This is a genomic window from Prochlorococcus sp. MIT2302 (genome assembly GCF_059772385.1).
On record NZ_CM186285.1, the window covers coordinates 1,562,163 to 1,588,213 of the forward strand.

General features: G+C 35.9%; 28 protein-coding genes and 1 tRNA gene. 18 read left to right on the forward strand and 11 right to left on the reverse strand.

Annotation, left to right across the window (positions count from 1 at the left end; all coding sequences use genetic code 11):
• Window positions 1-5: 5 nt before the first annotated feature.
• Both AC6EI2_RS08990 and AC6EI2_RS08995 read left to right on the forward strand, forming a co-directional pair.
• Entirely contained in the window at window positions 6-1,640 is a 1,635-nt protein-coding gene (locus AC6EI2_RS08990; protein ID WP_498462007.1) for a glycoside hydrolase family 3 N-terminal domain-containing protein, read from the forward strand.
• A 100-nt stretch (window positions 1,641-1,740) separates the two neighbouring features.
• The gene (locus AC6EI2_RS08995) at window positions 1,741-2,526 is read left to right on the forward strand and encodes a uroporphyrinogen-III synthase (protein ID WP_498462008.1); all 786 of its coding nucleotides are present in this window, start codon (window positions 1,741-1,743) and stop codon (window positions 2,524-2,526) included.
• Window positions 2,527-2,528: 2 nt separating this feature from the next.
• On the opposite strand, the gene AC6EI2_RS09000 is transcribed toward AC6EI2_RS08995, so the two are convergent.
• Together AC6EI2_RS09000 and zds are read right to left on the reverse strand one after the other, a co-directional pair.
• Window positions 2,529-2,981: an SRPBCC family protein gene (locus AC6EI2_RS09000; RefSeq protein WP_498462009.1), complete on the reverse strand. Its 453-nt coding sequence runs from the start codon at window positions 2,979-2,981 to the stop codon at window positions 2,529-2,531.
• Window positions 2,982-2,984: 3 nt separating this feature from the next.
• The gene (gene zds / locus AC6EI2_RS09005; RefSeq protein ID WP_498462010.1) at window positions 2,985-4,445 is read right to left on the reverse strand and encodes a 9,9'-di-cis-zeta-carotene desaturase; all 1,461 of its coding nucleotides are present in this window, start codon (window positions 4,443-4,445) and stop codon (window positions 2,985-2,987) included.
• Window positions 4,446-4,550: 105 nt separating this feature from the next.
• Here zds and AC6EI2_RS09010 point away from each other — a divergent pair, with 105 nt between their 5' ends.
• Together AC6EI2_RS09010 and AC6EI2_RS09015 are read left to right on the forward strand one after the other, a co-directional pair.
• On the forward strand, window positions 4,551-4,940 hold the full coding sequence (locus tag AC6EI2_RS09010) for a HesB/IscA family protein (protein WP_498462011.1): 390 nt from the start codon (window positions 4,551-4,553) through the stop codon (window positions 4,938-4,940).
• Between the two features lie 28 nt (window positions 4,941-4,968).
• Entirely contained in the window at window positions 4,969-5,388 is a 420-nt protein-coding gene (locus AC6EI2_RS09015) for a tetratricopeptide repeat protein (RefSeq protein WP_498462012.1), read from the forward strand.
• Between the two features lie 34 nt (window positions 5,389-5,422).
• Here the strand turns inward: AC6EI2_RS09015 and AC6EI2_RS09020 are convergent, their stop codons facing one another.
• Window positions 5,423-6,346: a TIGR01777 family oxidoreductase gene (locus tag AC6EI2_RS09020; protein ID WP_498462013.1), complete on the reverse strand. Its 924-nt coding sequence runs from the start codon at window positions 6,344-6,346 to the stop codon at window positions 5,423-5,425.
• Between the two features lie 189 nt (window positions 6,347-6,535).
• Here AC6EI2_RS09020 and AC6EI2_RS09025 point away from each other — a divergent pair, with 189 nt between their 5' ends.
• Complete coding sequence (locus AC6EI2_RS09025) at window positions 6,536-6,802, forward strand: NAD(P)H-quinone oxidoreductase subunit O (RefSeq protein WP_498462014.1); 267 nt, start codon at window positions 6,536-6,538, stop codon at window positions 6,800-6,802.
• 17 nt (window positions 6,803-6,819) lie between these two features.
• Here the strand turns inward: AC6EI2_RS09025 and AC6EI2_RS09030 are convergent, their stop codons facing one another.
• Both AC6EI2_RS09030 and cysK read right to left on the reverse strand, forming a co-directional pair.
• Window positions 6,820-7,473 (reverse strand): J domain-containing protein, encoded by a 654-nt coding sequence (locus tag AC6EI2_RS09030; RefSeq protein ID WP_498462015.1) that lies wholly within the window; start codon window positions 7,471-7,473, stop codon window positions 6,820-6,822.
• Window positions 7,474-7,494: 21 nt separating this feature from the next.
• Window positions 7,495-8,463: a cysteine synthase A gene (gene cysK / locus AC6EI2_RS09035; protein ID WP_498462016.1), complete on the reverse strand. Its 969-nt coding sequence runs from the start codon at window positions 8,461-8,463 to the stop codon at window positions 7,495-7,497.
• A 143-nt stretch (window positions 8,464-8,606) separates the two neighbouring features.
• Here cysK and AC6EI2_RS09040 point away from each other — a divergent pair, with 143 nt between their 5' ends.
• The 5 genes from AC6EI2_RS09040 to AC6EI2_RS09060 all read left to right on the forward strand — a co-directional run bounded on the left by AC6EI2_RS09040 (window position 8,607) and on the right by AC6EI2_RS09060 (window position 12,485).
• Entirely contained in the window at window positions 8,607-10,172 is a 1,566-nt protein-coding gene (locus AC6EI2_RS09040; RefSeq protein ID WP_498462017.1) for an ArnT family glycosyltransferase, read from the forward strand.
• 83 nt (window positions 10,173-10,255) lie between these two features.
• Entirely contained in the window at window positions 10,256-10,516 is a 261-nt protein-coding gene (locus AC6EI2_RS09045) for a UPF0367 protein family (protein ID WP_498462018.1), read from the forward strand.
• Window positions 10,517-10,536: 20 nt separating this feature from the next.
• On the forward strand, window positions 10,537-11,220 hold the full coding sequence (locus tag AC6EI2_RS09050; protein ID WP_498462019.1) for an ABC transporter ATP-binding protein: 684 nt from the start codon (window positions 10,537-10,539) through the stop codon (window positions 11,218-11,220).
• Between the two features lie 29 nt (window positions 11,221-11,249).
• A tRNA-Asn gene (locus tag AC6EI2_RS09055) sits at window positions 11,250-11,321 on the forward strand.
• 366 nt (window positions 11,322-11,687) lie between these two features.
• Window positions 11,688-12,485 carry a response regulator transcription factor gene (locus tag AC6EI2_RS09060; protein ID WP_498462020.1) on the forward strand — a complete coding sequence of 266 codons (798 nt, stop codon included), beginning with the start codon at window positions 11,688-11,690 and terminating at the stop codon, window positions 12,483-12,485.
• On the opposite strand, the gene AC6EI2_RS09065 is transcribed toward AC6EI2_RS09060, so the two are convergent.
• Genes AC6EI2_RS09065 through AC6EI2_RS09075 form a run of 3 tightly spaced genes read right to left on the reverse strand, consistent with a single transcriptional unit; the run spans window position 12,482 to window position 16,405 of the window.
• Complete coding sequence (locus tag AC6EI2_RS09065; RefSeq protein WP_498462021.1) at window positions 12,482-13,441, reverse strand: DNA polymerase III subunit delta'; 960 nt, start codon at window positions 13,439-13,441, stop codon at window positions 12,482-12,484. The genes AC6EI2_RS09060 and AC6EI2_RS09065 overlap by 4 nt on opposite strands.
• A 1-nt stretch (window position 13,442) precedes the next feature.
• Window positions 13,443-14,078, reverse strand: coding sequence for a dTMP kinase (gene tmk, locus AC6EI2_RS09070; protein ID WP_498462022.1), 636 nt, complete (start codon window positions 14,076-14,078; stop codon window positions 13,443-13,445).
• Complete coding sequence (locus AC6EI2_RS09075) at window positions 14,075-16,405, reverse strand: heavy metal translocating P-type ATPase (protein ID WP_498462023.1); 2,331 nt, start codon at window positions 16,403-16,405, stop codon at window positions 14,075-14,077. Before AC6EI2_RS09075 ends, tmk begins: the two co-directional genes overlap by 4 nt.
• A 160-nt stretch (window positions 16,406-16,565) precedes the next feature.
• Here AC6EI2_RS09075 and AC6EI2_RS09080 point away from each other — a divergent pair, with 160 nt between their 5' ends.
• Window positions 16,566-17,087, forward strand: coding sequence for a photosystem I assembly protein Ycf3 (locus AC6EI2_RS09080; RefSeq protein WP_498462024.1), 522 nt, complete (start codon window positions 16,566-16,568; stop codon window positions 17,085-17,087).
• 17 nt (window positions 17,088-17,104) lie between these two features.
• Here AC6EI2_RS09080 and radA read toward each other — a convergent pair whose 3' ends face one another.
• Window positions 17,105-18,484: a DNA repair protein RadA gene (gene radA / locus AC6EI2_RS09085; protein WP_498462025.1), complete on the reverse strand. Its 1,380-nt coding sequence runs from the start codon at window positions 18,482-18,484 to the stop codon at window positions 17,105-17,107.
• 106 nt (window positions 18,485-18,590) lie between these two features.
• Between radA and rpaB the strand changes: the two genes are divergently transcribed.
• Genes rpaB through AC6EI2_RS09110 form a run of 5 tightly spaced genes read left to right on the forward strand, consistent with a single transcriptional unit; the run spans window position 18,591 to window position 23,346 of the window.
• Window positions 18,591-19,337 (forward strand): response regulator transcription factor RpaB, encoded by a 747-nt coding sequence (gene rpaB, locus AC6EI2_RS09090; protein WP_011294133.1) that lies wholly within the window; start codon window positions 18,591-18,593, stop codon window positions 19,335-19,337.
• Between the two features lie 4 nt (window positions 19,338-19,341).
• Window positions 19,342-20,664, forward strand: coding sequence for a phosphate acyltransferase PlsX (gene plsX / locus AC6EI2_RS09095; protein ID WP_498462026.1), 1,323 nt, complete (start codon window positions 19,342-19,344; stop codon window positions 20,662-20,664).
• 58 nt (window positions 20,665-20,722) lie between these two features.
• Window positions 20,723-21,739 (forward strand): beta-ketoacyl-ACP synthase III, encoded by a 1,017-nt coding sequence (locus tag AC6EI2_RS09100; RefSeq protein WP_498462027.1) that lies wholly within the window; start codon window positions 20,723-20,725, stop codon window positions 21,737-21,739.
• A gap of 27 nt (window positions 21,740-21,766) precedes the next feature.
• Window positions 21,767-22,663 (forward strand): ACP S-malonyltransferase, encoded by an 897-nt coding sequence (gene fabD, locus AC6EI2_RS09105; protein WP_498462028.1) that lies wholly within the window; start codon window positions 21,767-21,769, stop codon window positions 22,661-22,663.
• Between the two features lie 2 nt (window positions 22,664-22,665).
• On the forward strand, window positions 22,666-23,346 hold the full coding sequence (locus AC6EI2_RS09110) for a lysophospholipid acyltransferase family protein (protein WP_498462029.1): 681 nt from the start codon (window positions 22,666-22,668) through the stop codon (window positions 23,344-23,346).
• Window positions 23,347-23,398: 52 nt separating this feature from the next.
• Here AC6EI2_RS09110 and tsaB read toward each other — a convergent pair whose 3' ends face one another.
• Both tsaB and AC6EI2_RS09120 read right to left on the reverse strand, forming a co-directional pair.
• Window positions 23,399-24,115 (reverse strand): tRNA (adenosine(37)-N6)-threonylcarbamoyltransferase complex dimerization subunit type 1 TsaB, encoded by a 717-nt coding sequence (tsaB, locus tag AC6EI2_RS09115; protein ID WP_498462030.1) that lies wholly within the window; start codon window positions 24,113-24,115, stop codon window positions 23,399-23,401.
• Window positions 24,076-24,327, reverse strand: a complete 252-nt coding sequence (locus AC6EI2_RS09120) for a Ycf34 family protein (protein WP_498462031.1) — start codon at window positions 24,325-24,327, stop codon at window positions 24,076-24,078. The genes tsaB and AC6EI2_RS09120 overlap by 40 nt, the downstream gene beginning before the upstream one ends.
• A gap of 29 nt (window positions 24,328-24,356) precedes the next feature.
• Between AC6EI2_RS09120 and AC6EI2_RS09125 the strand changes: the two genes are divergently transcribed.
• Complete coding sequence (locus AC6EI2_RS09125; RefSeq protein ID WP_498462032.1) at window positions 24,357-25,550, forward strand: tRNA nucleotidyltransferase/poly(A) polymerase-related protein; 1,194 nt, start codon at window positions 24,357-24,359, stop codon at window positions 25,548-25,550.
• A 65-nt stretch (window positions 25,551-25,615) separates the two neighbouring features.
• Window positions 25,616-26,047 carry an RNA recognition motif domain-containing protein gene (locus AC6EI2_RS09130; RefSeq protein ID WP_498462033.1) on the forward strand — a complete coding sequence of 144 codons (432 nt, stop codon included), beginning with the start codon at window positions 25,616-25,618 and terminating at the stop codon, window positions 26,045-26,047.
• The last annotated feature ends 4 nt before the right edge of the window (window positions 26,048-26,051 follow it).

Consider the following 26,051-nt stretch of genomic DNA (forward strand, 5'->3'; position numbering starts at 1 on the left):
TTTTGATGAATAAATCTGATCTTAGACGACAAGTTGCTGAATTATTTGTAGTAAGAGCAAGTGGATTTAATCTTGATTCGCAACGTTTATATCCCAACTTAGAAGAATCTAATTCAAGTCTTAAGAGACTTTTAGAAGAAGGTGTTGGTGGAGTTATTTTTTTAGGAGGAACTGTAAAAGAATTAGAAATTCGTTGCAATGTTTTAAAAAAATGGTCGGGCAAACCTCTTCTCTTATGTGCTGACATTGAGGAAGGTGTTGGCCAACGATTTTATGGAGGAACCAAGTTTATTCCTCCAATGGGTATCGCTCAGATTTATAAAAAAGATCATAATTTAGCAATTTCTATTGCTGAGAAAATCGGTTATTTTACTGGTAAAGAAGCAAAATATATTGGTTTAAATTGGCTATTAGCACCAGTCTGTGACATTAATAACAATTCAAATAACCCGGTTATAAATCTAAGAGCTTGGGGCGAAGACACTGAACCAGTCAAAAGTTTAACTTGTGCTTTTTATAGGGGTGTTTCTAGATCAAAAATGCTTACTTGCGCAAAACATTTTCCTGGGCATGGTAATACCGAAATTGACTCTCACTTGGATCTTCCAGAAATTCAGAATGACTTATCTGAATTAGAGAAATTTGAGTTAATTCCCTTTAGATCTTTAATCAATCAAGGAGTCAATACCATCATGATTGGGCATTTGCTTTTGTCAAAAATTGATCCTGTTTATCCTGCAACACTTTCAAAAAGATTGGTTACTGATTTGTTGCGTATCAAATTAAAATATGATGGTTTAATTGTAAGCGATGCCTTGCTTATGAATGCAATATCAAATAAATATAGCAGTGGTAAATCTGCAGTAATGGCTTTTGAAGCAGGAATTGATTTGATTATGATGCCTAAAGATATTAATGAGGCAATTGATTCTCTTACTGATGCTTTTTATTCAGAAAAAATTTCTTTGGAAAGGTTAAATATATCTAGAGAAAGAAGAAAAAAACAACTTGATTTAATTGGTAATGAAAATGATTTAGGAGAGGAGGAATTGAGACATGAAGATGTTCAGAATAAATTTTTAGTTGATGCTTATAGATTTAGTAATTCTATAATAAAAAAATCAATTATTGTTAGAGAAGAAAGTACTATAAAGGCAAATGTTAATGACATTAATCTTATACAGATTGATAATTTTGATCAAGTTTCTAATAAATTTTTCCCTGCATTAGATTTACCTAAGGCAGTAGGCTTTAGAAATTTAATTATACATCCATTTGGCATCAGTCCATGGCAAGATAGTAATAAAAGGTTTTTAGAATTAGGGCAATTTCGTAATAGTAAAATTCTTGTTCAGCTTTTTATAAGAGGTAAACCATTTATAGGATCAGAATATCATAATGATCATTGGATAGACGCTATAAAAAATTTGGAAAAAGAGGAAAGATTATCAGGAGTTATTATATATGGATGTCCATATTTATATGATAAAATAAAGAAAATTATTCATGAATCTACCCCTTTAGCTTATAGTCCTAGTCAAATAGAGGAAGCACAAACTCAAATTTTAAGTCGTATTTTGCAATCAAAAATTGTTCAAAAAGAATTTGATGAAAAATCAGGTCAAGAATTTACTGATTGAAAATTCTTTAATAGAGAATCTAGTACTCAAGAAAACCCTTATCATTGTTGAAACAATTGCATAGTGATTCTTTAGACTTCCTAGAAAGAAGCATATAGAAATGGCTTTAACCGACAAGAAGATAATTATTACCCGTGCCCAAGAACAGACTTCAGAGGCTCGTAAGATCTTTCGAGAAAATGGAGCCGAGGTATTCGATCTTCCTTCATTAGTGATTGGTCCTCCAGATGACTGGGCTCCTTTAGATGATGCCTTAAAGGAAATTGCTACCTTTGACTGGATTATTTTTTCTAGCGCAAATGGTGTTAGAAATGTTGAAGATAGACTGAAAGAAATAGGATTATCTTTATCGAAAATTTCCAAGACTATTCAAATTGCTGCTGTCGGTAGAAAAACAGCTTCTTTGTTATTAGATATTGATGCAAAGATTAGTTTTGTTCCTCCTAGTTTTGTTGCAGATAGCTTGGTTGACAATTTCCCTCAGAATCCCAAAGGTTTAAAACTATTCATTCCGAGAGTACAAACCGGAGGAAGATCAATATTATCTGACTCTTTTCAATTAAAAGGAGCAGAGGTGACTGAAGTAGCTGCTTATGAATCTTCTTGTCCTAAAGATATGCCTCAAAAGACTATAGAGGCTTTGAATAGTGGGGAAATAGATATTATTGCTTTTACTAGTGGTAAAACAGTAAAAAATACTGTCAGCTTATTTAAAAAATACTTTGGTGAAAATTGGTTGAAATTGATTGAAAAGATTAAACTTGTTTCGATTGGACCTCAAACAACTATTAGCTGCAAAAAACTCATTAGAAAACCTGATAACGAGGCTTCACCACATGATCTAGATGGATTATTAAAAGCTTGTTTGGAACTACAATTTAATTAAATTTATGCAGATTTTTCGACAAGATCTTTAAAACCATCAAGATTTTTTTGTAATTCTTTTGTGACCATTCCTCCAAGAATATTTGCTTTCATTAAATTTGCTAAAACTTGAGGTAATTCATAAGATATTTTTAATTTAACTACAGTTGAAGTGCTCTCTTCATTGTAAAAGCGTACTGAACCCTTGGTAGGTAAACCTCCAACTGATTTCCATTCCAATTTCTCTGCTTCTACTCTTTCAGTGATTTGAGCTTTCCACTTAAAACGAAAGCCATTGGCTGCAAGCGTCCACTCTGTTAAATCAGGAAGTGTCGAGGTTTTTTCGTCGACTGTTTTAACCGACTCAATCCAAGTCATCCACAAAGGCATCGAATCTAAGTCACTCCAAAATTTCCAGACCAGTTCAACTGGAGCATTAATTTCACTTATCACCGTGTGATCAAGCCACTTTCCCATTTCTTAAGCAACCGATGAATTTTTTGCTAGTGAAACAGACTTTGAGAGCATTGCTGAGGCAGCAAGATGTCCGCTCATTGTTGCTCCTTCCATAGAGTCAATGTAGTCCTGTTTTGTGTAACTGCCTGCCAAGAAGAAATTACTAAAAGAGGTTTTTTGATCTGGCCTATATGGTTCCATTCCAGGTGCCTCTCTGTAGAGAGAATGTGAAACTTTTACCACATTGCTCCATAAAAGCTTCAAGTTTTTGGAAGAAGGGAAAAGAGCCCTTACCTGTAGATCAGTATGTTTTGCAATTTCATCTGAGGGCTTGGTAATCCAGGGATCTCCAGGCGTTAAGACACATTGAAGTAGTGAGCCCTGACCATCTTTTTTATAGTCTTCTGGGCTTGATAAAGCTAAATCAGCAAAACAACTAAAATCAGCATCGGCTGTGTATAGCAAATTGTCTAAACCAGATGGACTTTTTAGATTTATTTGAGCTTTTTCATTATTAATTTCGGTTACCCAGCCATCGTATCTCAGTTGTACTGTTGCGACTGGTACAGCATCAAGATTGAAAAGTGAGTCAAACTCTTTAAAACGTCTCCATGATTTAGGAATGATTCTTTTAATGCCAGATACATCGCAAGCAGCTAAATATCTGTCTGCTTGAATTTGTTGTTCACCATCTGGAGTTTGAAGAGTTAATCCAGTCACGGATGGTTGGTCGGAATCCTCTGAATGAATTTCTTTCACAATATTTTCTAGGTGAAGTTTTCCACCTCTGTGTTCAATGTAATCGAGTATTGGCTTCGTGAGCCATTTGTGTGGTGAGCCCTTCAATAGGTTGAGCTTGGATGCCTCTGTTTTTGAAGCGAACATCATAAAGATGGTAAGCATGCATCTTGCTGAAATGGCTTCGCAATCAATGAATCCGAGAGCATATGCAATAGGATTCCACATCCTTTCGATGCTATTGAGGCTTCCCCCATGGTTTAGAAACCATTGTTTAAAGCTTATGGAATCTAGTGAGCGTATTGTTTTCATCGCCCCCTCATAGTCAATAAGCCCTCTCACAATTGGACTTGTCCCAAGAGCAAGAGCATTCCTTAGTTTGTCAATCCAATTTAATTGGGGTGTGGTGAAGAAGGCTTTTAAACCGTTGAAAGGAGCTCCTGCAAAAAATCGAAAATCAAGTGACTTGATGTCACCTCCCTTGTTTACAAAAAGGTGAGTGTGATCTTTTGGTAAAAGATTTTCAAATGCCCCTACTTTTCTCATTAAGGCAAAGAGATTGGCATAGTTGAAAAAGAACACATGCAAGCCCATCTCTATATGATTGCCATCGGAATCTTCCCAGCTTCCAACTTTACCTCCAATAAATGGTTTTGCCTCATATAGGTCGACCTCATGTCCTTCATCAACAAGGTCAACTGCAGCAGTCAATCCTGCTAAACCTGCACCTATTATTGCGATTTTCACTCGTTTAATTAGATGGATACACTAACTCTATGAATAAAAACTCGTTTTTGGCACTTTTAAAATCGAATATAATTAATAGAGTGTTATCAAAGTTCAGAAAAAACAATGACTGAATCAATCGCACCGCCCGAAACTCATAAAGCTCAAGATGGCAAGGGCGTGCTTATTACCACTCCTGCATTGGATCAGTTGGCTAAACTTTGCAAAGAACAAGGTTCAGGAAAACTATTGAGAGTTGGAGTGCGTTCAGGAGGATGCAGTGGTATGAGTTACACAATGGACTTTGTGTCCGCTGATGATATTCAAAAAGATGATGAAGTTTATGAATATTCAGTAGGTGGCGGCTCTTTTAAAGTGATTTGTGATCCCAAGAGTCTTTTGTATATATATGGCATGCAGTTAGATTTCAGTACAGATTTAATTGGAGGAGGCTTTAACTTTACTAATCCCAATGCATCACAAACTTGTGGCTGTGGAAGTTCATTTGCAGTTTAACTTTAACTAAAAGAATTTAAAAATTAACATGGATCAATCAGAGGAAAGTCTTTTCGAAGAGGCTCTAAATCGCTATAAAGCAGGCTCACCAGCTGATGAATTGATTGAAGATTTTCAGAAAATAACTTCTACTACTCCAAATAATGCTGCTGCATGGACATGCTTGTCTTGGCTTCAGTTGTTATCTGATTCGCCTCAGGAAGCCTTGCGGTCTGCGCGATATGCAGTGAAACTTAACGGTCAAGATCCACAGTCAAGAATAAATTTAAGTATCGCATTGTTAGAGACTAATTCTAAAGGAGTTAGAGATCATATTGATTATGTGAAAAGGGCTATGTTCGTTCTTCCTGAATTAGAGAAAGAATTAAAAGAATCATTTGAAGATGGTCTTTCACGGAAACCTAATTGGAAAACATTACTTAAAATCAAAAATTGGTTAGATCTTTGATTTCTATTTAGATTTCATCAAATAATTTTTGAGCTTATATTGCTTTAAAAGCCTCATTTATTGTGGGGAAACTGAATTTAAATTTGAGTTTTTTCAACCTTTGAGGTTTGACGTTTTGTCCCTCTAAAACGACACGAGCGCCATCACCTAAAATCAACTTCAATATCGGACCCGGCACTGCTAGAAGACTTGGTCTGCCAAGTGCTTGACCAAGTGAATTTGAGAATTCATTCATTCGTACAGGATTTGGTGCAACCCCATTTACAACCCCAGACCAAGCAGAATTCTTTACACCTTCGTTAATCAGATTACAAAGATCTGTTCTGTGTATCCAGCTCATCCATTGTTTTCCATCTCCTATAGGACCTCCAAGACCTGCTCTAAAAACAGGAAGCATTTTTCCTAGTGCTCCGCCATCTTTGGCTAATACGATGCCAATTCTTACAATTAGAAGGCGAGTCGCTCTTGGTTTGCTTTGGGCATTAGATTCCCATTCTTTACAGAGATTTGCTAGAAAATCGTTACCTTGAATATTGTCTTCATTGAATTCAGTTTGAGGATGTGAACCATAAAAACCAATTGCCGATGCATTAATAAGAACTTTTGGGGGCTTTCTAAGATTTCGAAGGTTTTTAATCAGATTTTTTGTTGTTTCTATGCGACTATTAGTAATTTCTTGACAGTGATCGGTTGTCCATCTTTTTTCAGCTATAGGTTCGCCAGCGAGATTGATCACCCCTTCGCAGCTTTTAAGGCAAGTCTGAATTTCTTCTTTATCCCAAGACGAAGACTCTGCTGGATTCATTTGTATGACATTGATGAGTTGGTCTTTAGCTATGGCTTTTAGATTTGCTTTGGGTTGCCTGGATATGACTGTGAGGTCGTGCCCTTCTCTAATTAGTAAAGGAATTAATTCTCTCCCGATAAAACCAGTGCATCCAGTAAGTAGTAATTTCATGATTTCTCTAATTAGATTGAATCAGCTTAGAGGGATTTTGATTAACTTATGGTGTTGATCGATCAAGAATATTTGCGTTATGGAATTTGCAATTAATTAATGACTTGATTTTTATCATTTTGCTTTAACTGCTATTCTTCATTTGATTAGTTGAATTAAGTCGTTAGTCTTTTTTATTAATTATTGAACATGTCTGAACAAACCGGAAAAGTAGATGATTCACAATCACCTTCAAAGATAAAAAAGAAACTCAGAAAAGGAGATCTCGTAAAAGTTGATCGTGAAAAATATTCTAGTAGCTTAGAATCTGAAGCTAGTGATACTGAATTACCTGAATATATTTTTCAAGGGCCTGGAGAAGTATTATTGATTAAAGGTGATTACTGTCAAGTTAGGTGGAGAAGACCAGTCCCTGATGTTTGGATAAATTCTGATCATGTAGTCTCATATGAATAAACGAATAAAGATTTAGACTATAAGATAAGCCATTCTTTTTTATTGCTTTGTAAAAATTTCCTTTTTCTCTTAGCAATAGCAATCATTGCTTTTCCATCATGGAGGTAATTGTCTACATAACCCAATGTATAGCGTTCTAATTCATTTAGACCATCCTCAACATGTGATAAGCAATGATAGAGATCTAAACTGAAATCCCTTATGATTGAGGGGCTAGCTAAAGATGTATAAATTTTTTTAATCTTAGTGATTTTGTTTTTACTTTCTTCAAGATAAAGGCAGAAGGAATCCATTAATATCTGATCATAAGGATCAGCTGATAAATCTTTTATTTTTGAACTTAAAGGATTAATTATTTGCCCTAATAACTTATCAATAGGTAGGTATATATTATGGAACCATTTTTTTATATCTTCAGATTTAGAGTATTTATTAGTTTCTCTTTTGTGTTCATTTTGTTTGTAAACTTTTGAATTATTAATTTTATTTAAATGATGATCTTTGTGTTGTTTCTTTAATATTTCCCATGCTGAGTTGACTTCGAGCATTACTGCTGAATCTCCTCCTTTATCAGGATGATGTATTTTAACAAGTTTTCTATATGCTTTTTTTATCTCTTCTAGTTTTGCGCTGGGATGAACTTTTAATATTTGATATGGGTCTTTGTTCATTCTTAAATGATTCTTTCTTTTTTAGAGGTACTCATTCCCTTTAACTGGGTTTGCGGGGATGGAAGTAAACATAGTGGTTGACAAATATCTTTCTCCAAAACTAGGAAGGATAACAACTAAGCGCTTGTTCCTAAATTCAGGTTGATTTCCTAGCTTTAAAGCTGCGGCTACTGCAGCACCACTGCTGACACCACTAAGCAATCCTTCTTCCTTGGCAAGTCTTCTTCCTATGTCCATTGCTTCATTGTCATTGATTCTTATGACTTCATCAATTTGATTCATATCTAATACATTAGGGATGAAACCAGCACCAATTCCTTGTATCGCATGAGATCCAGGATTTCCTCCTGAGAGCACAGGGCTTGAAGATGGTTCAACAGCAAAAACCTTGATTTTTGGATTTTGTTGTTTTAAAAATCGCGCACAACCTGTGATTGTTCCTCCTGTTCCCACTCCAGCAATTAATGCATCAAGCTTGCCTTCACAATCTTCCCAAATTTCTTCAGCGGTAGTTTTCTCATGAATATCAGGATTGGACAAATTGTCGAATTGCTGCAGCAAATATGCATTAGGTATTGAGGCAACTAATTCCTTCGCTAAATTAATAGCTCCTTGAATTCCCTCTTTGCCAGGAGTGAGTTGAAGTTCTGCTCCAAATGCTCTCAACATTGAGCGTCGTTCAGTACTCATTGTGTCAGGCATTGTAAGTATCAGCCGATAACCCTTTGCTGCTGCGACCATAGCCAAGGCAATTCCTGTGTTTCCGCTTGTTGGTTCGATTAGAACGGTATGGCCAGGTTTTATGGTGCCTTCTTTTTCTGCTGATTTAACCATTGCGCCAGCTATGCGGTCTTTTACGGATGCTGTTGGGTTAAAACTTTCTAATTTAGCTACGATTTCAGCCCTACAATTAAATTCACCTGGTAATCGATTCAATTTGACCAAGGGTGTTTGGCCAACTAAAGAAGTTATGTCATTTGCAATTGGCATAATTTTATTTTAGAAACAGGGATCAGTTACGTGGCAAAAGTTATTTAATAATTCAAGTCTTTTTTAATAATGCTTGAAAATTTGTTATTCAAAAGCTTTATTGGTCTTTTAGAGATATAAATAGGTGGAATATTTTTTTGAGATTGACCGAGAGCAAAGCCCACAATTATCGGCCTCCAAGTGTATGGATTTTTCTTTTTTGGACCATAGCTTGTGGAATAGCTTTTGTTTCTTTGGGAAATTTGCCTTTAAGAGATTTCGATGAAGCAACTGTCGCAAGAGTTGCATTGGAATTAAACCAAAAAAGTGGACTAGAACGTTTGCTTCCCTCTATCTGGGACCGGCCTTACTTGAACAAACCACCTGGCTTGCATTGGATGATATCTTTTGCGATTGGAGTTAGTCGAAATCTCCAAAATAATTTTAAATTATTACCCTCTGAATTTTGTATAAGATTTTTTCCGGCACTTTTTTCTACATTTGTTGTTCCATTGGGAGCCTTGATTCAGTGGAATTTGCGTCCTAAAGATCGAATTGCTTGCATTACTACATCAGCAATTTTATTGACATTATTGCCCATTATTAGATATGGGCGAATGGCAATGTTGGATGGAACGCAGCTTAGTGCTATTGCACTTTTATGGTTTTGCTTATCATCTATAAAAAATAATAAGTCGACTAAATTTAATTTTTTAGGCGCTGGGTTTGCCTGTAGTTTTATACTTTTACTTAAAGCTCCTGTAATTATCCCTGCATTATTTGCATCTTTATTACCTTTAATCTGGGAATATAAATCACAAAAACATTTTAATAATCTTTCATGGGCCTGGTTCTTTTATGGACTAATTCCAGGGTTTGCTTGGCACTTATGGAATATCTTTTCCTATGGGGCAGGAGCTCTCTGGCTCTGGTGGGGAGATGGAGCAGGAAGGGTTTTATTTGAAAAAGGATCAGGAAGTGATCTGGGATTTTTGGTGCCAATAATTGAAATACTTGAAGGGGGTTGGCCTTGGATTCTTGTATGGCCAATTGGTTTTTTATGGGCATGCTTTAGTCTCAATACTCGTTGGGGAGTGTGGGCTTTTAGTACTCAGATCATTATTGCCGGAAGTATTTTACCCTTGAAAATGCAACTTCCTTGGTATATACATCCGTTTTGGTTACCTTTCGCTTTAATATGTGGCCCCCCAGTCTCTTGGTTAATTGAAAGGAAAGGTAATGATTATCTTTTTGCTAAAAAAATATTAAGTAAGATTCCGTACGTATTAACTTTGATTGGATTATGCTTAATTGTTTTTTCTTTATTAATTAAATTCAATATTCTGAATTTTGGAGAGGATTACTTCAATATAATTTTTTATATAAGTTTGGGTTGGTGTACGGGAGGATTATTATTATCTAATTCAAGAAGAAATATTAGAAAAGTTGGTTTTGTTGGAATAATTGTTGGAAGTATTATTACTTTATTCTTTTTTGTGAGCTCTAAATTTTGGTTATGGGAAATAAATGAGAATTGGGATGTAAGACCAGTAGCTGAATTCCTATCTAGCTTTCCTGATCAACCAATATATATTCGAAATAGCTTCGAGCGTCCAAGCTTAAGCTGGTATGCTCAAAAACAAATAAAAAGTTTTAACGATAAAAATCAAACTAATTGCAACCTAATTAAGAAAACCAATGATTGGGATCTTTTTACATGTAATGATTAAATAAAATATTATTATTCTGATATTTTTCACTTCTTCTGCATTTGTTTGTAAGAATTAAATGGTTATTAGGTTTTAAAAAACTAGTGTATTGTATTGAGCTTACTATTAAATTAAGTCCTTTGCCTTTGGTGGTACAAAGAAAAGAGCATGGAGATGCTCAGAGACTTTATTCTGAAGTAATTGATTCGATAAAAAAAGGCAATCAAAGCCTTTTAGAATTGACTTGTGAAAAAGTCGAAGATAAAAGAATTACTGTTCTTGTGAGTGAAATATCAGCTGTTCAGATTTATGAAAAGACCAGTAGCAGCTCCAGTAAGAGGCCTGGATTCTCATTCCAGGATTAAAAAATAGGGGGTTTTAAATTTTGAAATCAACTTTGTCTGGTCACTTGGAATTCGATAAAGTTTCTTTTTCTTGGCCCTATGGAGTCAATGTTATTGATCAATTGTCTTTCTCAATTGTAAAACCTGGTTTGTGGATGATAGTGGGTGAAAATGGGAGCGGTAAAAGTACATTGTTTCGCTTGATCAGTGGGGTAATTCGCCCTAAAAGTGGAAAAATATACTGTTCGCTTAGACCATCAATGGTGTACCAAAATCCAGATCATCAATTGCTCATGCCAACATGCAAAAGTGAATTAATGCTGAGCGTTCCTAAAACCATTCCACATAGCAAATTATTTGATTTGATTCAATCTGCTCTTGAAAAAGTGGATTTAGGAGAAATGTTGGACAGACCAATTCATACCTTGAGTGGTGGCCAAAAGCAGCGATTAGCTCTTGCTAGTTCAATTGTCAGCAATTCAAATTTACTTTTACTTGATGAGCCGACAGCGCTACTGGATCCTCAAAGTCAAAATTCAGTTTTGAAGGTTGTGCAGAAGTTGACAAGTTCCTCAACGGAACCAATAACGGCAATATGGGTGACTCATCGCTTGGAGGAATTATTATTTTGTGATGGGGCCGCAATAGTTAAAAATGGATGTATGAGTAAATGGGATTCTGGTTCAAAAGTGTTCCAAGAATTAAAATCACTTGCCGTTAGGTAGCCGGCAAGGCTAAATTCTTAATGTTGCAATCCTCGGTAGCTCAGCGGTAGAGCGATCGGCTGTTAACCGATTGGTCGCAGGTTCGAATCCCGCCCGGGGAGTTTAAAAAACAAATTTAAATTTGTTTAACCTTTAAAATTAGATTTTTCTAGTTGATGAACTGAAAAACAAATATTTCTTGATTTGTAAGATGAAAACAAATCTCATTGATTTATTTATGAACATTTTTTCATCCAGTTTTGAGAATTCCTTAACAGTAGACCCCTGGAATCGGAAGACTTTCTAAAGACAGTTAATTTATTTTTCTCCTTTTCAAGCCTAAAAAACAAGTCATGGCATATGATTTGCGCGATTGAGGTATGGAAAAACGAATTTTCCGAATTCTGCAATAAAAACAAAATTTTGAGAGAATCATATGAAAATTTAGTAATCGCTCTTGCGGGTACTTTTAACTTGGTCATTTATCAATGAAGCCTTGCATTTTACTTATTGAAGACGACCAAGATATGAGAGATCTGGTTGCAGGGCACCTTGAGCACACTGGTTTTGATGTCCAAAAAGCTGAGGATGGTATCAAGGGACAAGCACTCGCTTTGCAATACGCTCCTGATCTAATTCTTCTTGATTTAATGCTTCCCAAAGTTGATGGATTAACTCTCTGTCAACGTTTAAGAAGAGATGAGAGAACAGCGGGTATTCCTATTCTCATGATCACAGCGCTGGGGGGCATAAAAGACAAAGTCACTGGCTTCAATTCTGGTGCAGATGATTACATCACTAAGCCATTTGACTTAGAGGAATTACAAGTCAGGATCAAGGCATTATTAAGGAGGACAAATCGTGCTCCAATGGGAAGTAATAATCAGCAAGAAATACTCAATTACGGTCCTCTCACACTTGTTCCTGAGAGATTTGAGGCGATCTGGTTCGAATCACCAGTACGTTTGACTCATCTAGAATTTGAATTGCTCCATTGTTTGATGCAAAGACATGGGCAGACAGTTGCACCTTCATTAATTCTTAAAGAAGTTTGGGGTTATGAGCCTGATGATGATATTGAAACCATACGTGTGCATGTAAGACATTTAAGAACCAAGCTTGAACCTGACCCTAGAAAACCAAGATTCATTAAAACTGTTTATGGTGCTGGATATTGCTTGGAATTACCAACTGGAGAAAAAATAAAAGAAATTCAGCCTTTAATCATTCAAGCTAGAGAAGCTATTGCTGTTAAAGAGAATACTGATGAAAAAGTGATTGCTTAATCAATCAAATTAATTTCTATTAATGCTACTTCCCAAGCAAGTCTGGGTTGTACGTAATTTAATAATTGTTTTCTCAGTTCTTCGAGTTTTTTTATAGCATTTGAGTCTTTTTGTTTTATCCACATTCTATTTTGTTCGAAATCAATTAACCATAATTGCTGCTCTATATTAAGTTCATCAGTGATTTCTTTCGCTAATGTTAGTAATTTAATTTGATTATTTAACCTGATTTCTAGTTTTTGTCTTAACGGACTTGAAATTTCTAACCAATATTGGAGATTTATTAGATACCGTCCAGGAGATCCATATGAAAAATCGATTAGTTCCTTAATTTCTTCATTTGGAATATTATCTATTTCTCGTGCAAATTCTGATTGCTGAATGATTTTATTAACGTGATTATCATTTAGGCGTTCAAATGGGACTATTTGACATCTAGATCTAATAGTTGATAATAATTTCTCTGGTCTTTGAGTGATAAGAATAAATAATCCTGTATTTGTATCTTCAAGAGTTTTTAATAATGCATTTGATGCAGACTCATTTATTCGCTCAACATCTTCAATTAAAACAATGCTTCTTTCTGCTCCGAATGGCTTTTTCCCTAGGAATTCGATTATATCTTTAATTTGATTAAGCCTAATTTGTGGTGGCGATTTGATGCTTATATTTTCGGACTTTGCTTTTGTTTGTGAAATAGTTTTACCTTGCACTATATAAGATGGTTCTATCCATAATAAGTCAGGATGATTATTACTTTCTATTTTTCTTTTTGTACTCCCTTTATCAAAACTCTTATCAAGAAGAGTATTAATAAAAACTTTTGCAGTTTTTTTTCTTCCAACTCCCTCTGGTCCAGCAAATAAATAAGCAGGAGCAATATGTCTTTTAGAGACGGCGGACTTTAAAATTTCAATTGCTAAATCTTGTCCATATATAGTTTTAAAGTTATCCATTTTATTTGCTTTTTGACAACTTGTTTATCTCCGATTTTATCTTGTATAAAATTTCTTTTTTGGAATCCATAGCAGATATGCGTTTCCATTTTTTTTCTTCACATAAAGCCTTAAAGCCAAAAGAGACATTGGATAAAAACTCTTTGCCTTCTTTTTCCATTCGATCATCTTCTATATTTATTCTTCTTTTGATACTCTCTTCCACAGGTATATCTAGTAGGAATGTAATGTCTGGAGAAATATCTTGAGTAGCAATGATTTCTAGGTCTTTGATTAACTTGATATTTAATTTTCTACCATAACCTTGATAAGCAAGTGTGGATCCACAAAATCTATCGCTTATTACCCAATCCCCTTTTTTTAAAGATGGGCGAATAATTTCGTTGATGTGTTGAGCTCTATCTGCGGCATAAAGTAAGAGCTCTGTAATTGAATCCGGGCTGTATTCTTTAGAGGTATCTAATAAAAGTGATCTTAAAGACTTTCCTAGTTTAGTCCCTCCTGGCTCTCTAGTGATAACTAATTGATTATTTTCAGGAATCAGATCAGTCTCAAGAAGCCATTTTGATAATTGATTGATTTGAGTGGTTTTGCCAGAGCCATCAATACCCTCAAAAACAATAAACTTTCCTTTCATTTTGACTTTAATGAAATGGCATTAAATACAACACTTATTGAACTCAAAGCCATTAGTAAAGCTGCCAAGGGAGGTGATAGTAATAAGCCTGATGATGGGAGAAGTAATCCTGCGGCTATGGGTAAAGCAATTAAGTTGTATCCAAATGCCCACGCAAGATTTTGTCTTATTTTGAGCATTGCTTGTCTCGAAAGTTGCAAAGCATTGGGTAGAGCCTCCAAATTGTCTCCGAGTAAAACAAGATCAGCAGAATCCTGAGCTATTTGAGTTCCTGTTCCTATTGCTACTCCTAAGTCTGCGGAAGCAAGAGCTGGAGCATCATTGATTCCATCACCAACCATTGCAACTAAGCCATTTTTCTTTAGTTCATTTAACTTATTAAGTTTGCCTGAAGGTAACATTTGCCATTCAATTTGTTTTGAATTAAAGCCTAATTTTTTCCCTAGAGATAAAACTGCTGAATCTCTATCACCACTGAATAAACTCAATGAAAAACCTTTTGAGCGTAATTTGTTAATTGAAAGTAAAGCATCTTTTCTTAATTGATCATCTATTAAGAAAAAACCTAATAATCTACTCTCCAGAGCAACTGCAACTACTGACTGAGATTTTCTTTTTGAATGCATAAAATGTTGTTCAATTATTTCATTCCATTGAACTCCCTCACTCCTTATCCATTCTGGCGTTCCGACTCTAATCAATCCCTCTAAATTATTAAGTTTGCCTGATAAGCCTTTCCCTGCAAATGTAGTTGAGGAAGTGACTTTCTCTAATTTAATTTCTTTTTTATGTGCTTCTTGAATAATTGCTTGTGCGAGAGGGTGTCGACTATCTTGCTCAATGCTTGCGGCTAATTTGAGCATCTCATCCCTAGATGAATCTTGGTTTTCCCATGAGCCAACAATTAAAGGCCTTCCAATTGTCAGTGTTCCTGTTTTATCAAAAACGATCTGGCTGATTTTTGATGCCATTTCTATCACATCTCCGCCCTTGAAAAGCCAACCTCTTTTTGCAGCTTCCCCAGAGGCAACAGTTATTACTGTTGGCGTAGCAAGACCTAGAGCACATGGACAGGCAACAACTAAAACTGCTATTGATAATTGAAATGAGAGACCAATTGGTGTTTGCGTTGTATTCATTAAATGATCATGCAAATGATGACTTTGCATGAAACCTTGATTAGAGACTTCTAAAACTTCTGGCCATATTCTTGTCCCTATCTTCCACCAAAAAAGAAAAGTAAAAAAGGAGAGAGTTGTCACTGCATAGCAAAAAATTCCTGCAACCTTGTCTGCTAATCCTTGAATTGGAGCTTTTCTTGCTTGGGCTTCTTCAACTAAATTTATAATCTTTGCTATTGCAGTATCAGAACCTATTTTTTGTACTTCTAAAATAATAGTTGATTCTAAATTTAAGCTTCCAGATGGGAGCTCGACACCAGGAGATGCCTCTAATGGTAAGGATTCACCAGTCAGACTGGAGATATCTACTGCCGAATTTCCCTTTACAACTAAACCATCAACAGGGATTCTATCTCCTGCTAATAATTGAATTTTTTCTCCTGGCCTTAGAGCGCCTATTCTTATCTCACGGGTTTCATTGTTATCTAATACCAGGTTGGCTATGTCTGGCTGTAACTTGGCTAATTCTTTTAATGCTGTACCTGTCTTTACTCGAGCTCTTTCTTCTAAAAAACGTCCTAATAAAACAAATCCAAGTAGCATTACCGGCTCATTGAAAAAACATGGCCAACCAACTTTTGGCCAAATTAAAGCAGTTATACTTGCTAAGTACGCACTCAGTACTCCAAGACTAACCAAGGTATCCATGGTCGGCGTAAGATTAAGAGCCGCCTGGAAACCTGCTTTTAAGATTCCCTTGCCTGGGCCCAGTAAAGCAAATGTCGCGAGTGCTGCATGAAAAGGTAATGAACCAATCAGGGGCATGGATATTTGTTGCCCCTCTACTAAATGTCCCAATCCAGATAGAATGAGAAGTGCAGTAGCTATGATTAGTTGTTGCCACTTATTCCATAAAGTTTGATTGTCGTTTTTTTCTAATTCAATATTGTTTGAAATCGTTTGGTAATCTCTTTCCTTAGCAGGAAAACCCTTAGATGAAAGAGTTCTTATTACATCATTTAAGGAATTATTTAGTTCTTTAAGTTCTACAAAAGCTGTTTTTGTAACTAAATTAACGCTTGCATTACTTATGTTTGGGTCGCTTTTAAGGATTTTTTCGACTGCCTGTACACAACTTCCGCATTTCATCCCATCTACATCAAGCAAAATTGAATTTTTGCTTTGTGCAATTTTTTTGTTGCTCAAGGGAATATAAATACATGATACTTATTCTAAATTTAATAAATAAATAGCATGTTGCATTTATTTAATAATTTATTAATACATATAATTAGTTACATTTTATAAATCCATTTTTTCTATTTCCAAGCACGATAGAATATGTTTATTGAAATTGGTTCAATCCGTGCCACGAAGTCAAAACAAAGACAATTTTCTTGATAAGGCCTTTACGAAGATGGCTGAGGGAATAGTGAAAGTGATGCCAATTGCCTCTAAAGAAAAAGAGGCCTATCTGTATTACAGAAAAGGCTTAGCAGCACAAAATGATGGTGATTATTCAGAGGCTCTTGAGTATTACGAAGAAAGCTTAAAACTTGAGGATAATCAAGTTGATAGAGGAGAGACATTGAAAAACATGGCAATTATTTACATGAGTAATGGAGATGAAGAGAGGGCACTAGATACATATAAAAAAGCTTTAGGGCAAAATCCAAAACAGCCTTCTTGTTTGAAAAATATGGGATTAATTTATGAAAAAAGAGGCAGAATGGCTCAAAGGAATGGAAATCAAGATGAAGGTGATATTTGGTTTGATCAGGCAGCTGAAGTTTGGAGTAAAGCTGTGCGACTCTATCCAGGTGGATATTTAGATATAGAGAATTGGCTTAAGACTACAGGGAGAGGAAATGTTGATGTTTATTTATAAAACAACAAAACCCCAAATTAAACATTATTTAAAGCATAGATTAAAGCTTGATTTATATTAGAGGCTTTTAATATTTTCAATTTTTTATTTGATTCAATATGACTTGTATCTATTCCATTTGGGATGATTAATGTTTTATATCCAAGTCTGATGACCTCATTAATTCGTTGTTGCATTTGTCTGACCAATCTTAATTGACCAGCTAGACCTATTTCACCTATAAAAACCACACCTTCTGCAAGCTCAAGATCCTTAAAACTCGAAACTATTGCTGCTGCTATTCCAAGATCAGCGCCTGGCTCTTCTACGTCTAATCCTCCAGCAACAGCTAAATAACAGTCATATTTTGAGAGTGAGAGATTCATATTTTTTTCTAGAACTGCCAAGATTTGATGAAGCCTGTTTATCTCAATACCCGTGGTAGTTCTTCTGGGACTTGCATAACTAGTGGGATTTAAAAGTGCTTGTATATCTATGGCTAGTGGCCTTGTCCCCTCGCAAGTGACAATTGTAGAAATGCCAGGGGCAGAGATTTTGCTCAAGAATAGTTCGCTTGGATTAGAGACTTCCGATAATCCATCTGCTTGCATTTCAAAAACACCAAGCTCACAAGTTGCACCAAACCGATTTTTTACCCCTCTAAGTAGTCTGTGAGAAGCAAATCTATCGCCCTCAAAAGTAAGTACTGCATCAACAAGATGCTCAAGCACTTTTGGTCCGGCAAGCATGCCATCCTTAGTAACGTGCCCAATAATTAAAAGAGATATGTTTTCTCGTTTCGCAATTTGCTGTAAAGCTGCTGAACATTCTCTAACTTGAGCAACTGAGCCAGGTGAGCTTGATAAACTCTGATCATGTAAGGCTTGAATGCTATCAATAACTGCGACTTCAGGTTTTAAACAATTAAGCTCTTTTATTACTGACTCTAGATCCGTTTCTGCAAGTAAATGAAGATTGGACTCAGAGTTTTCTATACGATTCCATCTAAGTTTGACTTGTTGAGCAGATTCTTCAGCAGCCACATAAAGAACAGATCTATGGTGTGCGATTTTAGTAGCACTTTGCAAAATGAGAGTGCTTTTTCCAATACCTGGGTCTCCCCCAATCAATACAAGTGATCCAGGTACTAAACCGCCTCCTAGTACTCTGTCTAACTCATCATATCCACTTGGAATCCGATCAATGATTTGGTCTTTTGTTTGACTTATCAGCTCTGAACGAAAGGGAGCTTTCTCTTTGGGAGAATTAATCTTTGTGTAAATAGATTTTGCAGATTTTTGATTAATTTTTTCTTCTATTATTGAGTTCCATTCCCCACAATTGTTGCAGCGGCCAAAGAATTGCCTGCTTTGAGCACCGCAACTTTGACAGATATAAATAGAGACAGATCGAGACACTTAGTTGTAAAAAGGAAGTTGGCTGTAGTTGAATAAAGATAGTGATCTTTATTGTTGGTGAACCTTCACTTAAGATCTTGTGACAGCCGCCAAAACTAAGGAAGAAATGACGGCCACAAGCCCCTCAAAGGAAACCATCCTCGTAGCTGATGATGAGGCGAGTATTAGGAGAATCCTAGAAACTCGTCTATCAATGATTGGCTATCAAGTCGTTACGGCTTGTGATGGAAACGAGGCACTGGATCTCTTTAGAAATTGTGAGCCTGATTTGGTTGTCCTTGATGTCATGATGCCTAAATTAGATGGATATGGAGTTTGTCAGGAATTAAGAAAGGAATCAGATGTTCCAATAGTAATGTTGACAGCATTGGGAGATGTTGCAGACAGAATTACTGGTTTAGAGCTTGGTGCTGATGATTACGTTGTTAAACCATTTAGCCCAAAAGAATTGGAAGCAAGGATCAGATGTGTTTTAAGAAGAGTTGAAAAAGAACAAATAGCAGGACTGCCTAATTCCGGAGTTATTGCTGTTATGAATTTAAAGATTGATACAAATAAACGTCAGGTTTACAGAAATGATGAACGAATTAGATTAACAGGAATGGAATTTAGTCTTTTAGAACTTTTGGTTAGTCGCTCAGGTGAACCTTTTAGCAGAGGGGAGATTTTGAAAGAAGTTTGGGGATATACACCTGAAAGACATGTTGATACGAGAGTGGTTGATGTACATATTTCTAGACTAAGATCAAAACTTGAGGATGATCCAGCTAATCCGGAACTAATTCTTACTGCAAGAGGAACAGGTTATCTTTTTCAAAGAATTGTTGATTCAATGATTCCTGAAGGCTCATAAATCAGTGGAAAAAAATCACCACAATAATAAATTAAATCGCTCTAAGGCAATTAGGCGATTGGTGATTTGGTACCGTCGAAATTCGGCTGTTACTAGTCTTGTTGACACCGCAACAAGCTCAGCTACGGCAGCAACTAATGTAGCTGGAACAGTTGTTTCTAATGCTGGTTCTGTTGTTACAAGCGCTGGATCTATAGCTAGAAGTACACTAGAGCCATTCGTATTTGATCCTCTTAGAAGACTTCAAGTTGGAGAAAGTACAGAAGATAAAAATGAAATTCAAGATTCCGAAAGGGTTTGGGTCGCTGTCGATGGAATGGGAGGAGATCTTGCACCTGGAGCGATACTTGAAGGGTGTTTGAAAGCTTTGTCATTGCTTCCATTAAAAATTAAATTTGTAGGTGAAATTGAGAAAGTACAAAAAGCAGCGATTGAATTTGGCTTAGAAGAATCTTTAGAGAGAGCATTAGATAATGGCAATTTTGAATTAATTCCCAGTGGTCTGTCAGTTGGCATGGATGAAGAAGCCACTGCAGTGCGCAAAAAAAAGGATTCGAGCATAAATATTGCAATGAAATTAGTTAAAGAAGGAAAAGCTATGGGTGTCTATTCAGCTGGGAACTCCGGAGCAATGATGGCCTCAGCGATATTCAAGTTGGGACGTTTAAAAGGAATTGATCGTCCAGCAATTGGAGCATTATTCCCAACAAAAGATCCTGGTCAACCAGTATTGGTTTTAGATGTTGGGGCAAATATGGACTGTAAACCAACGTATTTGCATCAATTTGCTCTTTTGGGAAACATTTATTGTCGAGATGTTTTGCAGGTCGCAAAGCCAAGAATAGGATTATTAAATATTGGAGAAGAATCTTGTAAAGGGAATGATCTTTCTCTAGAAACTTATAAACTTTTAAGTGCCGAAGAACGTTTTTGCTTTTCTGGAAATTGCGAAGGAAGAGATGTCTTATCAGGTGATTTTGATGTTGTGGTTTGTGATGGATTTACAGGAAACGTTTTGCTGAAATTTTTAGAGTCAGTTGGTAGTGTTCTTTTGGGAGTTTTGAGGGCTGAGTTGCCTAGAGGTAGACGGGGTAAAGTTGGTTCTGCTTTTTTAAGAAATAATTTGAAACGTATTAAGAAACGTTTAGATCATGCTGAACATGGTGGAGCGTTACTTCTTGGAATAAATGGAATTTGTGTAATTGGCCATGGTGGAAGCAAAGCTTTATCTGTTTTAAGTGCTTTAAGAGTTGTTCATTCTGCTGCAAGTCATGGGGTAATGGATGATTTAGCTAATCTCAATAAAACAGATGTCTTAAAGGTCTGATAAGAACTGTCCTGTCCTACCATGTGATTGACTTATGAAATGAAGGTTTTTTTTAGATTTGAATAGGAACTCTAAATGTGACTCAGGAATATCTTTTGTGGGGTGCGGAAGCTCCACGCCTAAAAAGATAATCAACAATAATCAACTTGGCCAGAGAGTAGATACTAATGATGAATGGATTCAAAGTAGAACTGGAATTGGAGAAAGAAGAGTTATTGGAGAGAATGAATCTCTGATTGATTTAGCCACAGATGCAGCTCTGAATGCTGTAAAGATGGCTAATTGGGATGTGAAAACTATTGATTTGATAATTCTTGCAACATCTACTCCAGAAGATTTATTTGGCTCTGCCCCTAAAATTCAATCAAATTTGAAAGCCTCCAATGCAGTCGCTTTTGATTTAACTGCTGCTTGTAGCGGTTTTTTATTTGCTTTGGTAACTGCATCACAATATTTAGCTTCTGGGTCTATGAAAAGAGCTGTTGTTATTGGAGCAGACCAATTGTCAAAATGGGTAGATTGGGATGACAGAAAAACTTGCGTTTTGTTTGGAGATGGAGCAGGAGCAGTAGCTATTGAAACCACTGATAATCATGATGGTTTAATTGGATATGATTTAAAGTCTGACGGCAGTAAAGGAGGTTGTTTAAATCTCTTTCAATCAAATATTTTTTTAGATTTAGTTCAAGGAGCTAAACATCAAAAAGGGGAATATTTACCGATCAAAATGGAGGGGAAAGAGGTTTATAAGTTTGCAGTGAAAGAAGTTCCAATTATTCTTGGAGAACTTTTAGATAAATATCAAATAAAGCCTGAAAGTATAGATTGGCTCTTGTTACACCAGGCTAATCAAAGAATTCTCGATGCTGTAGCTTCAAGATTTTCAATACCGTCTGAAAAAGTACTCTCAAATTTAAAACACTATGGCAATACCTCCGCAGCAACAATTCCATTGATGCTTGATGAGGCAGTTAGAGATCGAAGGATCAAATCAGGAGATTTAATAGCTTGTAGTGGATTTGGTGCTGGCTTGAGTTGGGGAGCCGCGTTGTTTTTTTGGCATGGTCCCCATTAGGCTGCTAAACAATTAATCAAAGAAATTATGACTATTGCCTGGGTCTTTCCTGGTCAAGGCTCTCAAAAATTAGGAATGGCAAATTCGTTAGTAGATTTGCCTGGTTCGAGAGAAAGATTTGAATTAGCTTCTCAAATTCTTGGACGAGATCTTTGGAAAATCTGTTGTGGTGAGAATATTCCTAACGAAGAAATTTATGATTTAAACGATACTAGAAACACGCAACCTGCACTTTTTGTGGTTGAGTCACTATTGGTTGATGATTTAAAAAGACAAGAAAGGGAGACCCAAATAATTGCAGGTCATAGTCTCGGCGAGATAGTTGGTCTTTATTCAGCAGATGTTTTAGATGCGGAGAAAGCGTTGAGGCTATTAAAGAAAAGATCTGAATTAATGGCAGCTGCAGGAGGCGGTGCAATGATTGCAGTTTTGGGCTTTGATCGCGATGAATTAGATGAGTTGATTAGAGAAACTGAGGGGGCAGCAATAGCTAATGACAATAGTGAATCCCAAGTTGTTTTATCTGGTTCACCTGATGCGGTGAAGAAAGTGGCTGATAATTTAAAATGTAAAAGAGCAATTCCTTTACAAGTTTCGGGGGCCTTTCACTCCATATTTATGACTGAAGCATCTCAAAGCTTTGCTGAGGAACTTGATCAATTAACTTTTCAAGATGCTCAGGTACCAGTTCTTAGTAATGTTGATCCTACTCCAACTGTAGATGGTGGAAGTTTAAAGGAACGCCTGAAAAAACAAATGACTACTGGGGTTAGGTGGAGAGAGACTATGAATGTTATGCAAAAAGAAGGAATAACAACAATGGTTGAAATTGGACCTGGAAATGTACTTAGTGGTCTTGCTAAAAGATCAATGAAAGGAGTCCTGACTAGTCAAATCTCCAATGCAAGTGATTTAGGCTATTGATTGTGGAACAATCAAAAATAGTTGAGGGATTTGAAACTATCAATCAAGCAATACCTCGACAGAGCTTTGTTTATGGTTGCGTTAGTTATCTCTTTGTTTTTCCAATTTTTCGTTTTTTGTTTAGAGGTCAAACAATAGGGATTGCGAATTTACCCAAGACCGGCGGAGTTGTAGTTGTCTCTAATCATGGTTCTCATTTGGATCCACCAATATTGGGGCATGCCCTCGGCAGACCAGTAGCTTTTATGGCAAAGTCTGAACTTTTCAGAATACCAATTTTGGCATCTATAATTTCAGCCTGTGGGGCTTATCCAGTTAAGAGGGGTGCTGGGGATAGAGAAGCATTAAGAACTGCCTCTAATCGAATAAAAAGAGGGTGGGCCACTGGTGTGTTTTTGGATGGAACTAGACAAGAGAATGGAAGGGTTAATGATCCTAAATCAGGAGCTGCTCTTCTTGCAGGAAGGACAGGTTGCCCTATCCTTCCTGTGGCGATAGTCAATAGTCATAGAGCTTTTCCAAAAGGATCCTTTCTCCCTAGACTTGTATCTATTCATTTAAGAGTTGGTGAATTAATTCAACCCCCTAAAACACGGAAAAGAGAAGATCTAAAATCAACAACTAAAGAAATTCAAATAGCTATAAATTCAATGCTTGATAAAGGCCTAATTATAAATAATTGAGCTCAGGCTATCTCTCATTTATAATAAGAAAATATTGTAACTTATAAATTTTTTATTTATTATCTATTGGTGATGTTGGATAAATTGGCAATGTATCTCCCCAATGAGAGTTAATTTTTGAATTTTGACAATACTGAGAAAAATCTATAAGTGAAATAATATCTTTTTCAATATTGTGAGAAGCTTTAATTGAAGGATTTATTTCTTTTTCATTGATTATCAATTTAGGGGGAATGATTTCAGTGAATTCATGATAATTTGATTCTTGATGAATTTTAATTAGTTTATATTGTCCAGCTACAAAGCCTCTTCGTGGCAAAAAATCTTTTATCCAAAATGGATTTTTTATTTGATTTTGATCAAGATCTCTATAAAGTCTTTGAGCCATTAAATGAAATGTACTAAGTGAATCTAATGAACAATTAATTTGCTGAGCAAGTGTTCTGGCCATTGAGATAGTTAATCTTGTGCTTGTAAAACTTCCAGGTCCTTTTGCTACTGAAATACGAATTATTTGCTTCCAAAAACTTCTAGGTAGAATGTTTTCTATACAATTAAATAATTTGTTTGATAAGGAGCGTCCGATATGAAATACTTCACTTTTTATTATATTTTCTGGATTCTTAATATCTTTAATGGCAATTCCAAAGGATTCTGAGCAGCTATGTAAAGCTAATAAATATTTTGATTTTGAACTATGGATATCTTGCAATGGATTTATTATAGTTGTTACTTTGGTATTTCTTCTCCTGGACGAAGTCTGCTCCATTTCCCTTTGTCTAATAGAAAACTATCACAACCTCTGACATCCCATTCAATTCCTATCTCGCTTTCAGGCATATCCAAAATATTGATATGAATTTTTGGATTAGTGCCTTGAAAATCTGGATTTTTGGAAATGTGTTTGACGCCGTGATTCTCTTCAACCGTGAAGTAGGTCTTGCATCTATCTACCCAAACACAATCAACACAGATGCACATAGCTATAAAAATAAAACCTAGGTGTCATTTTGATAAGTAAGAACACATTACTATCAAATGATCTTTTTGGAGATTTAAATCCAAAAGATTGGCCCATATCCATAGCCGATTTGCCTGCTGGAAGTGCTTTGGTGGGGGGATCTGTTAGAGATGGATTGTTGAAGAAATTGAGTCAAAAACCTGAGTTGGATTTTGTGATACCAATAGAAGCTATTAAATTTAGTGAAAACTTATCAAAGAAAATTAATGCTACTTTTATAAAGCTTGATCAAAAGAGGGATATTGCTCGGTTAGTTATTAATGGATGGACTCTTGATTTTGCTGGACAGGTTGGAGCAACTCTTGAAGATGATTTATTAAGACGTGATTTTAGAATTAATGCAATTGCTTTAATGATTAGAGAAACGCCAGAGATATTTGATCCAACAGGAGGAATAGATGATCTAAAAAATAAGAGAATTGTTGCGATAAGTGAAAAGAACTTAATTGATGATCCTTTGAGAATTCTTAGAGGTTTTCGATTGATGTGTGAGTTGGATTTTGAGATAGAGGGAAAAACCAAAAGGTTTTTAAAAACTAATAAAGATAAATTAAGTAATGTTGCGCCTGAAAGGATGAAAATGGAGATTTTAAAAATAGTGAATTCAGAATGGAATCCTAAAGTTTGGGAAACTTATTTAGAACTTCAAATATTGAGAGATTGGAATGAAGCTAAGCTCCCTTCTTTTGTGATAACAAAACAAGAAAATTTATCTAAAGAGCTTTTACTTGGAAAACCTTTAGCAAAATTGATATCTCTACTTAGCAATGAGGGTTTGTCAAGATTGAGATTTAGTAAAAATCAAATTAAAAAATGCAAAAACCTGAGATTTTGGGTTAATAAAACCAATTGCTTAGGTTTGGAGAATCTTTCAGAGGATGAAAGGTTTCAGCTTCACCTTGATTTGGAAGAGGATTTGCCATCATTTATTCTTTTTTTGCATCAGAAACATAGAAACGTTTGGTTGAAACGCTGGAAAGACCTCTCTGACCCTCTCTTTCACCCTTCTTATCCTTTGGATGGGCATTTACTTCAAAAAGTCTTTGATATTCCCCATGGCCCTTTATTGGGAAAGCTTATGAGACATCTTTCTAAGGAAAGAGCTTATGGTCGATTCTTTACAAATCAAGAGGCTTTGGAGGTCGCTCGTAAATGGACCTTAGAGAATTCCCCCTCTATGTGATTAACTACACACAAATCAAATTCATCTCGGCCGTATGCCGTAGCAATTTTATCCCCTTTTTCTAAATGAGCGTCCGCCTTTACATCGGTAATTTGCCGCAGAATGTCAACGTTAAAGAACTTGAAGCCCTCCTAGCAACTATAGGTGATGGCATCAAATTTAAAGCTGTTTTCGACAGAGATACCAAGGCTTGTAGAGGATTTGGTTTCGCAAATATTAAGGATGAGAAGATTGCAAATGAGCTTATTGAGAAATTAAATGGATACGAATTTAATGGGAATCAATTGAGGGTTGAGCGTTCTGAACGTAAAGATTCCAATTCAAACAACTCAAGAAGAGGAGGAGGTTCTAATAACGGGAATAGAGGTTCTAATCGTAAAGATGTTAAGAAAGTTGTACATAGCGATGCACCAATTAAAGAAGCTCCTGATCCAAGATGGGCTGGAGAACTATCAAAATTGAAGGATCTTTTAGCTAATCAAAAAACCCCTGTGTAGATAT

Coding starts and splice junctions, on each gene's coding strand:
- AC6EI2_RS08990 (WP_498462007.1), top strand. CDS start 6: ATGAATAAATCTGATCTTAGACGACAAGTTGCTGAATTATTTGTAGTA.
- AC6EI2_RS08995 (WP_498462008.1), top strand. CDS start 1,741: ATGGCTTTAACCGACAAGAAGATAATTATTACCCGTGCCCAAGAACAG.
- AC6EI2_RS09000 (WP_498462009.1), bottom strand. CDS start 2,981: ATGGGAAAGTGGCTTGATCACACGGTGATAAGTGAAATTAATGCTCCA.
- AC6EI2_RS09010 (WP_498462011.1), top strand. CDS start 4,551: ATGACTGAATCAATCGCACCGCCCGAAACTCATAAAGCTCAAGATGGC.
- AC6EI2_RS09015 (WP_498462012.1), top strand. CDS start 4,969: ATGGATCAATCAGAGGAAAGTCTTTTCGAAGAGGCTCTAAATCGCTAT.
- AC6EI2_RS09020 (WP_498462013.1), bottom strand. CDS start 6,346: ATGAAATTACTACTTACTGGATGCACTGGTTTTATCGGGAGAGAATTA.
- AC6EI2_RS09025 (WP_498462014.1), top strand. CDS start 6,536: ATGTCTGAACAAACCGGAAAAGTAGATGATTCACAATCACCTTCAAAG.
- AC6EI2_RS09030 (WP_498462015.1), bottom strand. CDS start 7,473: ATGAACAAAGACCCATATCAAATATTAAAAGTTCATCCCAGCGCAAAA.
- cysK (WP_498462016.1), bottom strand. CDS start 8,463: ATGCCAATTGCAAATGACATAACTTCTTTAGTTGGCCAAACACCCTTG.
- AC6EI2_RS09060 (WP_498462020.1), top strand. CDS start 11,688: ATGAAGCCTTGCATTTTACTTATTGAAGACGACCAAGATATGAGAGAT.
- AC6EI2_RS09065 (WP_498462021.1), bottom strand. CDS start 13,441: ATGGATAACTTTAAAACTATATATGGACAAGATTTAGCAATTGAAATT.
- tmk (WP_498462022.1), bottom strand. CDS start 14,078: ATGAAAGGAAAGTTTATTGTTTTTGAGGGTATTGATGGCTCTGGCAAA.
- rpaB (WP_011294133.1), top strand. CDS start 18,591: ATGACGGCCACAAGCCCCTCAAAGGAAACCATCCTCGTAGCTGATGAT.
- fabD (WP_498462028.1), top strand. CDS start 21,767: ATGACTATTGCCTGGGTCTTTCCTGGTCAAGGCTCTCAAAAATTAGGA.
- tsaB (WP_498462030.1), bottom strand. CDS start 24,115: ATGGAGCAGACTTCGTCCAGGAGAAGAAATACCAAAGTAACAACTATA.
- AC6EI2_RS09120 (WP_498462031.1), bottom strand. CDS start 24,327: ATGTGCATCTGTGTTGATTGTGTTTGGGTAGATAGATGCAAGACCTAC.
- AC6EI2_RS09130 (WP_498462033.1), top strand. CDS start 25,616: ATGAGCGTCCGCCTTTACATCGGTAATTTGCCGCAGAATGTCAACGTT.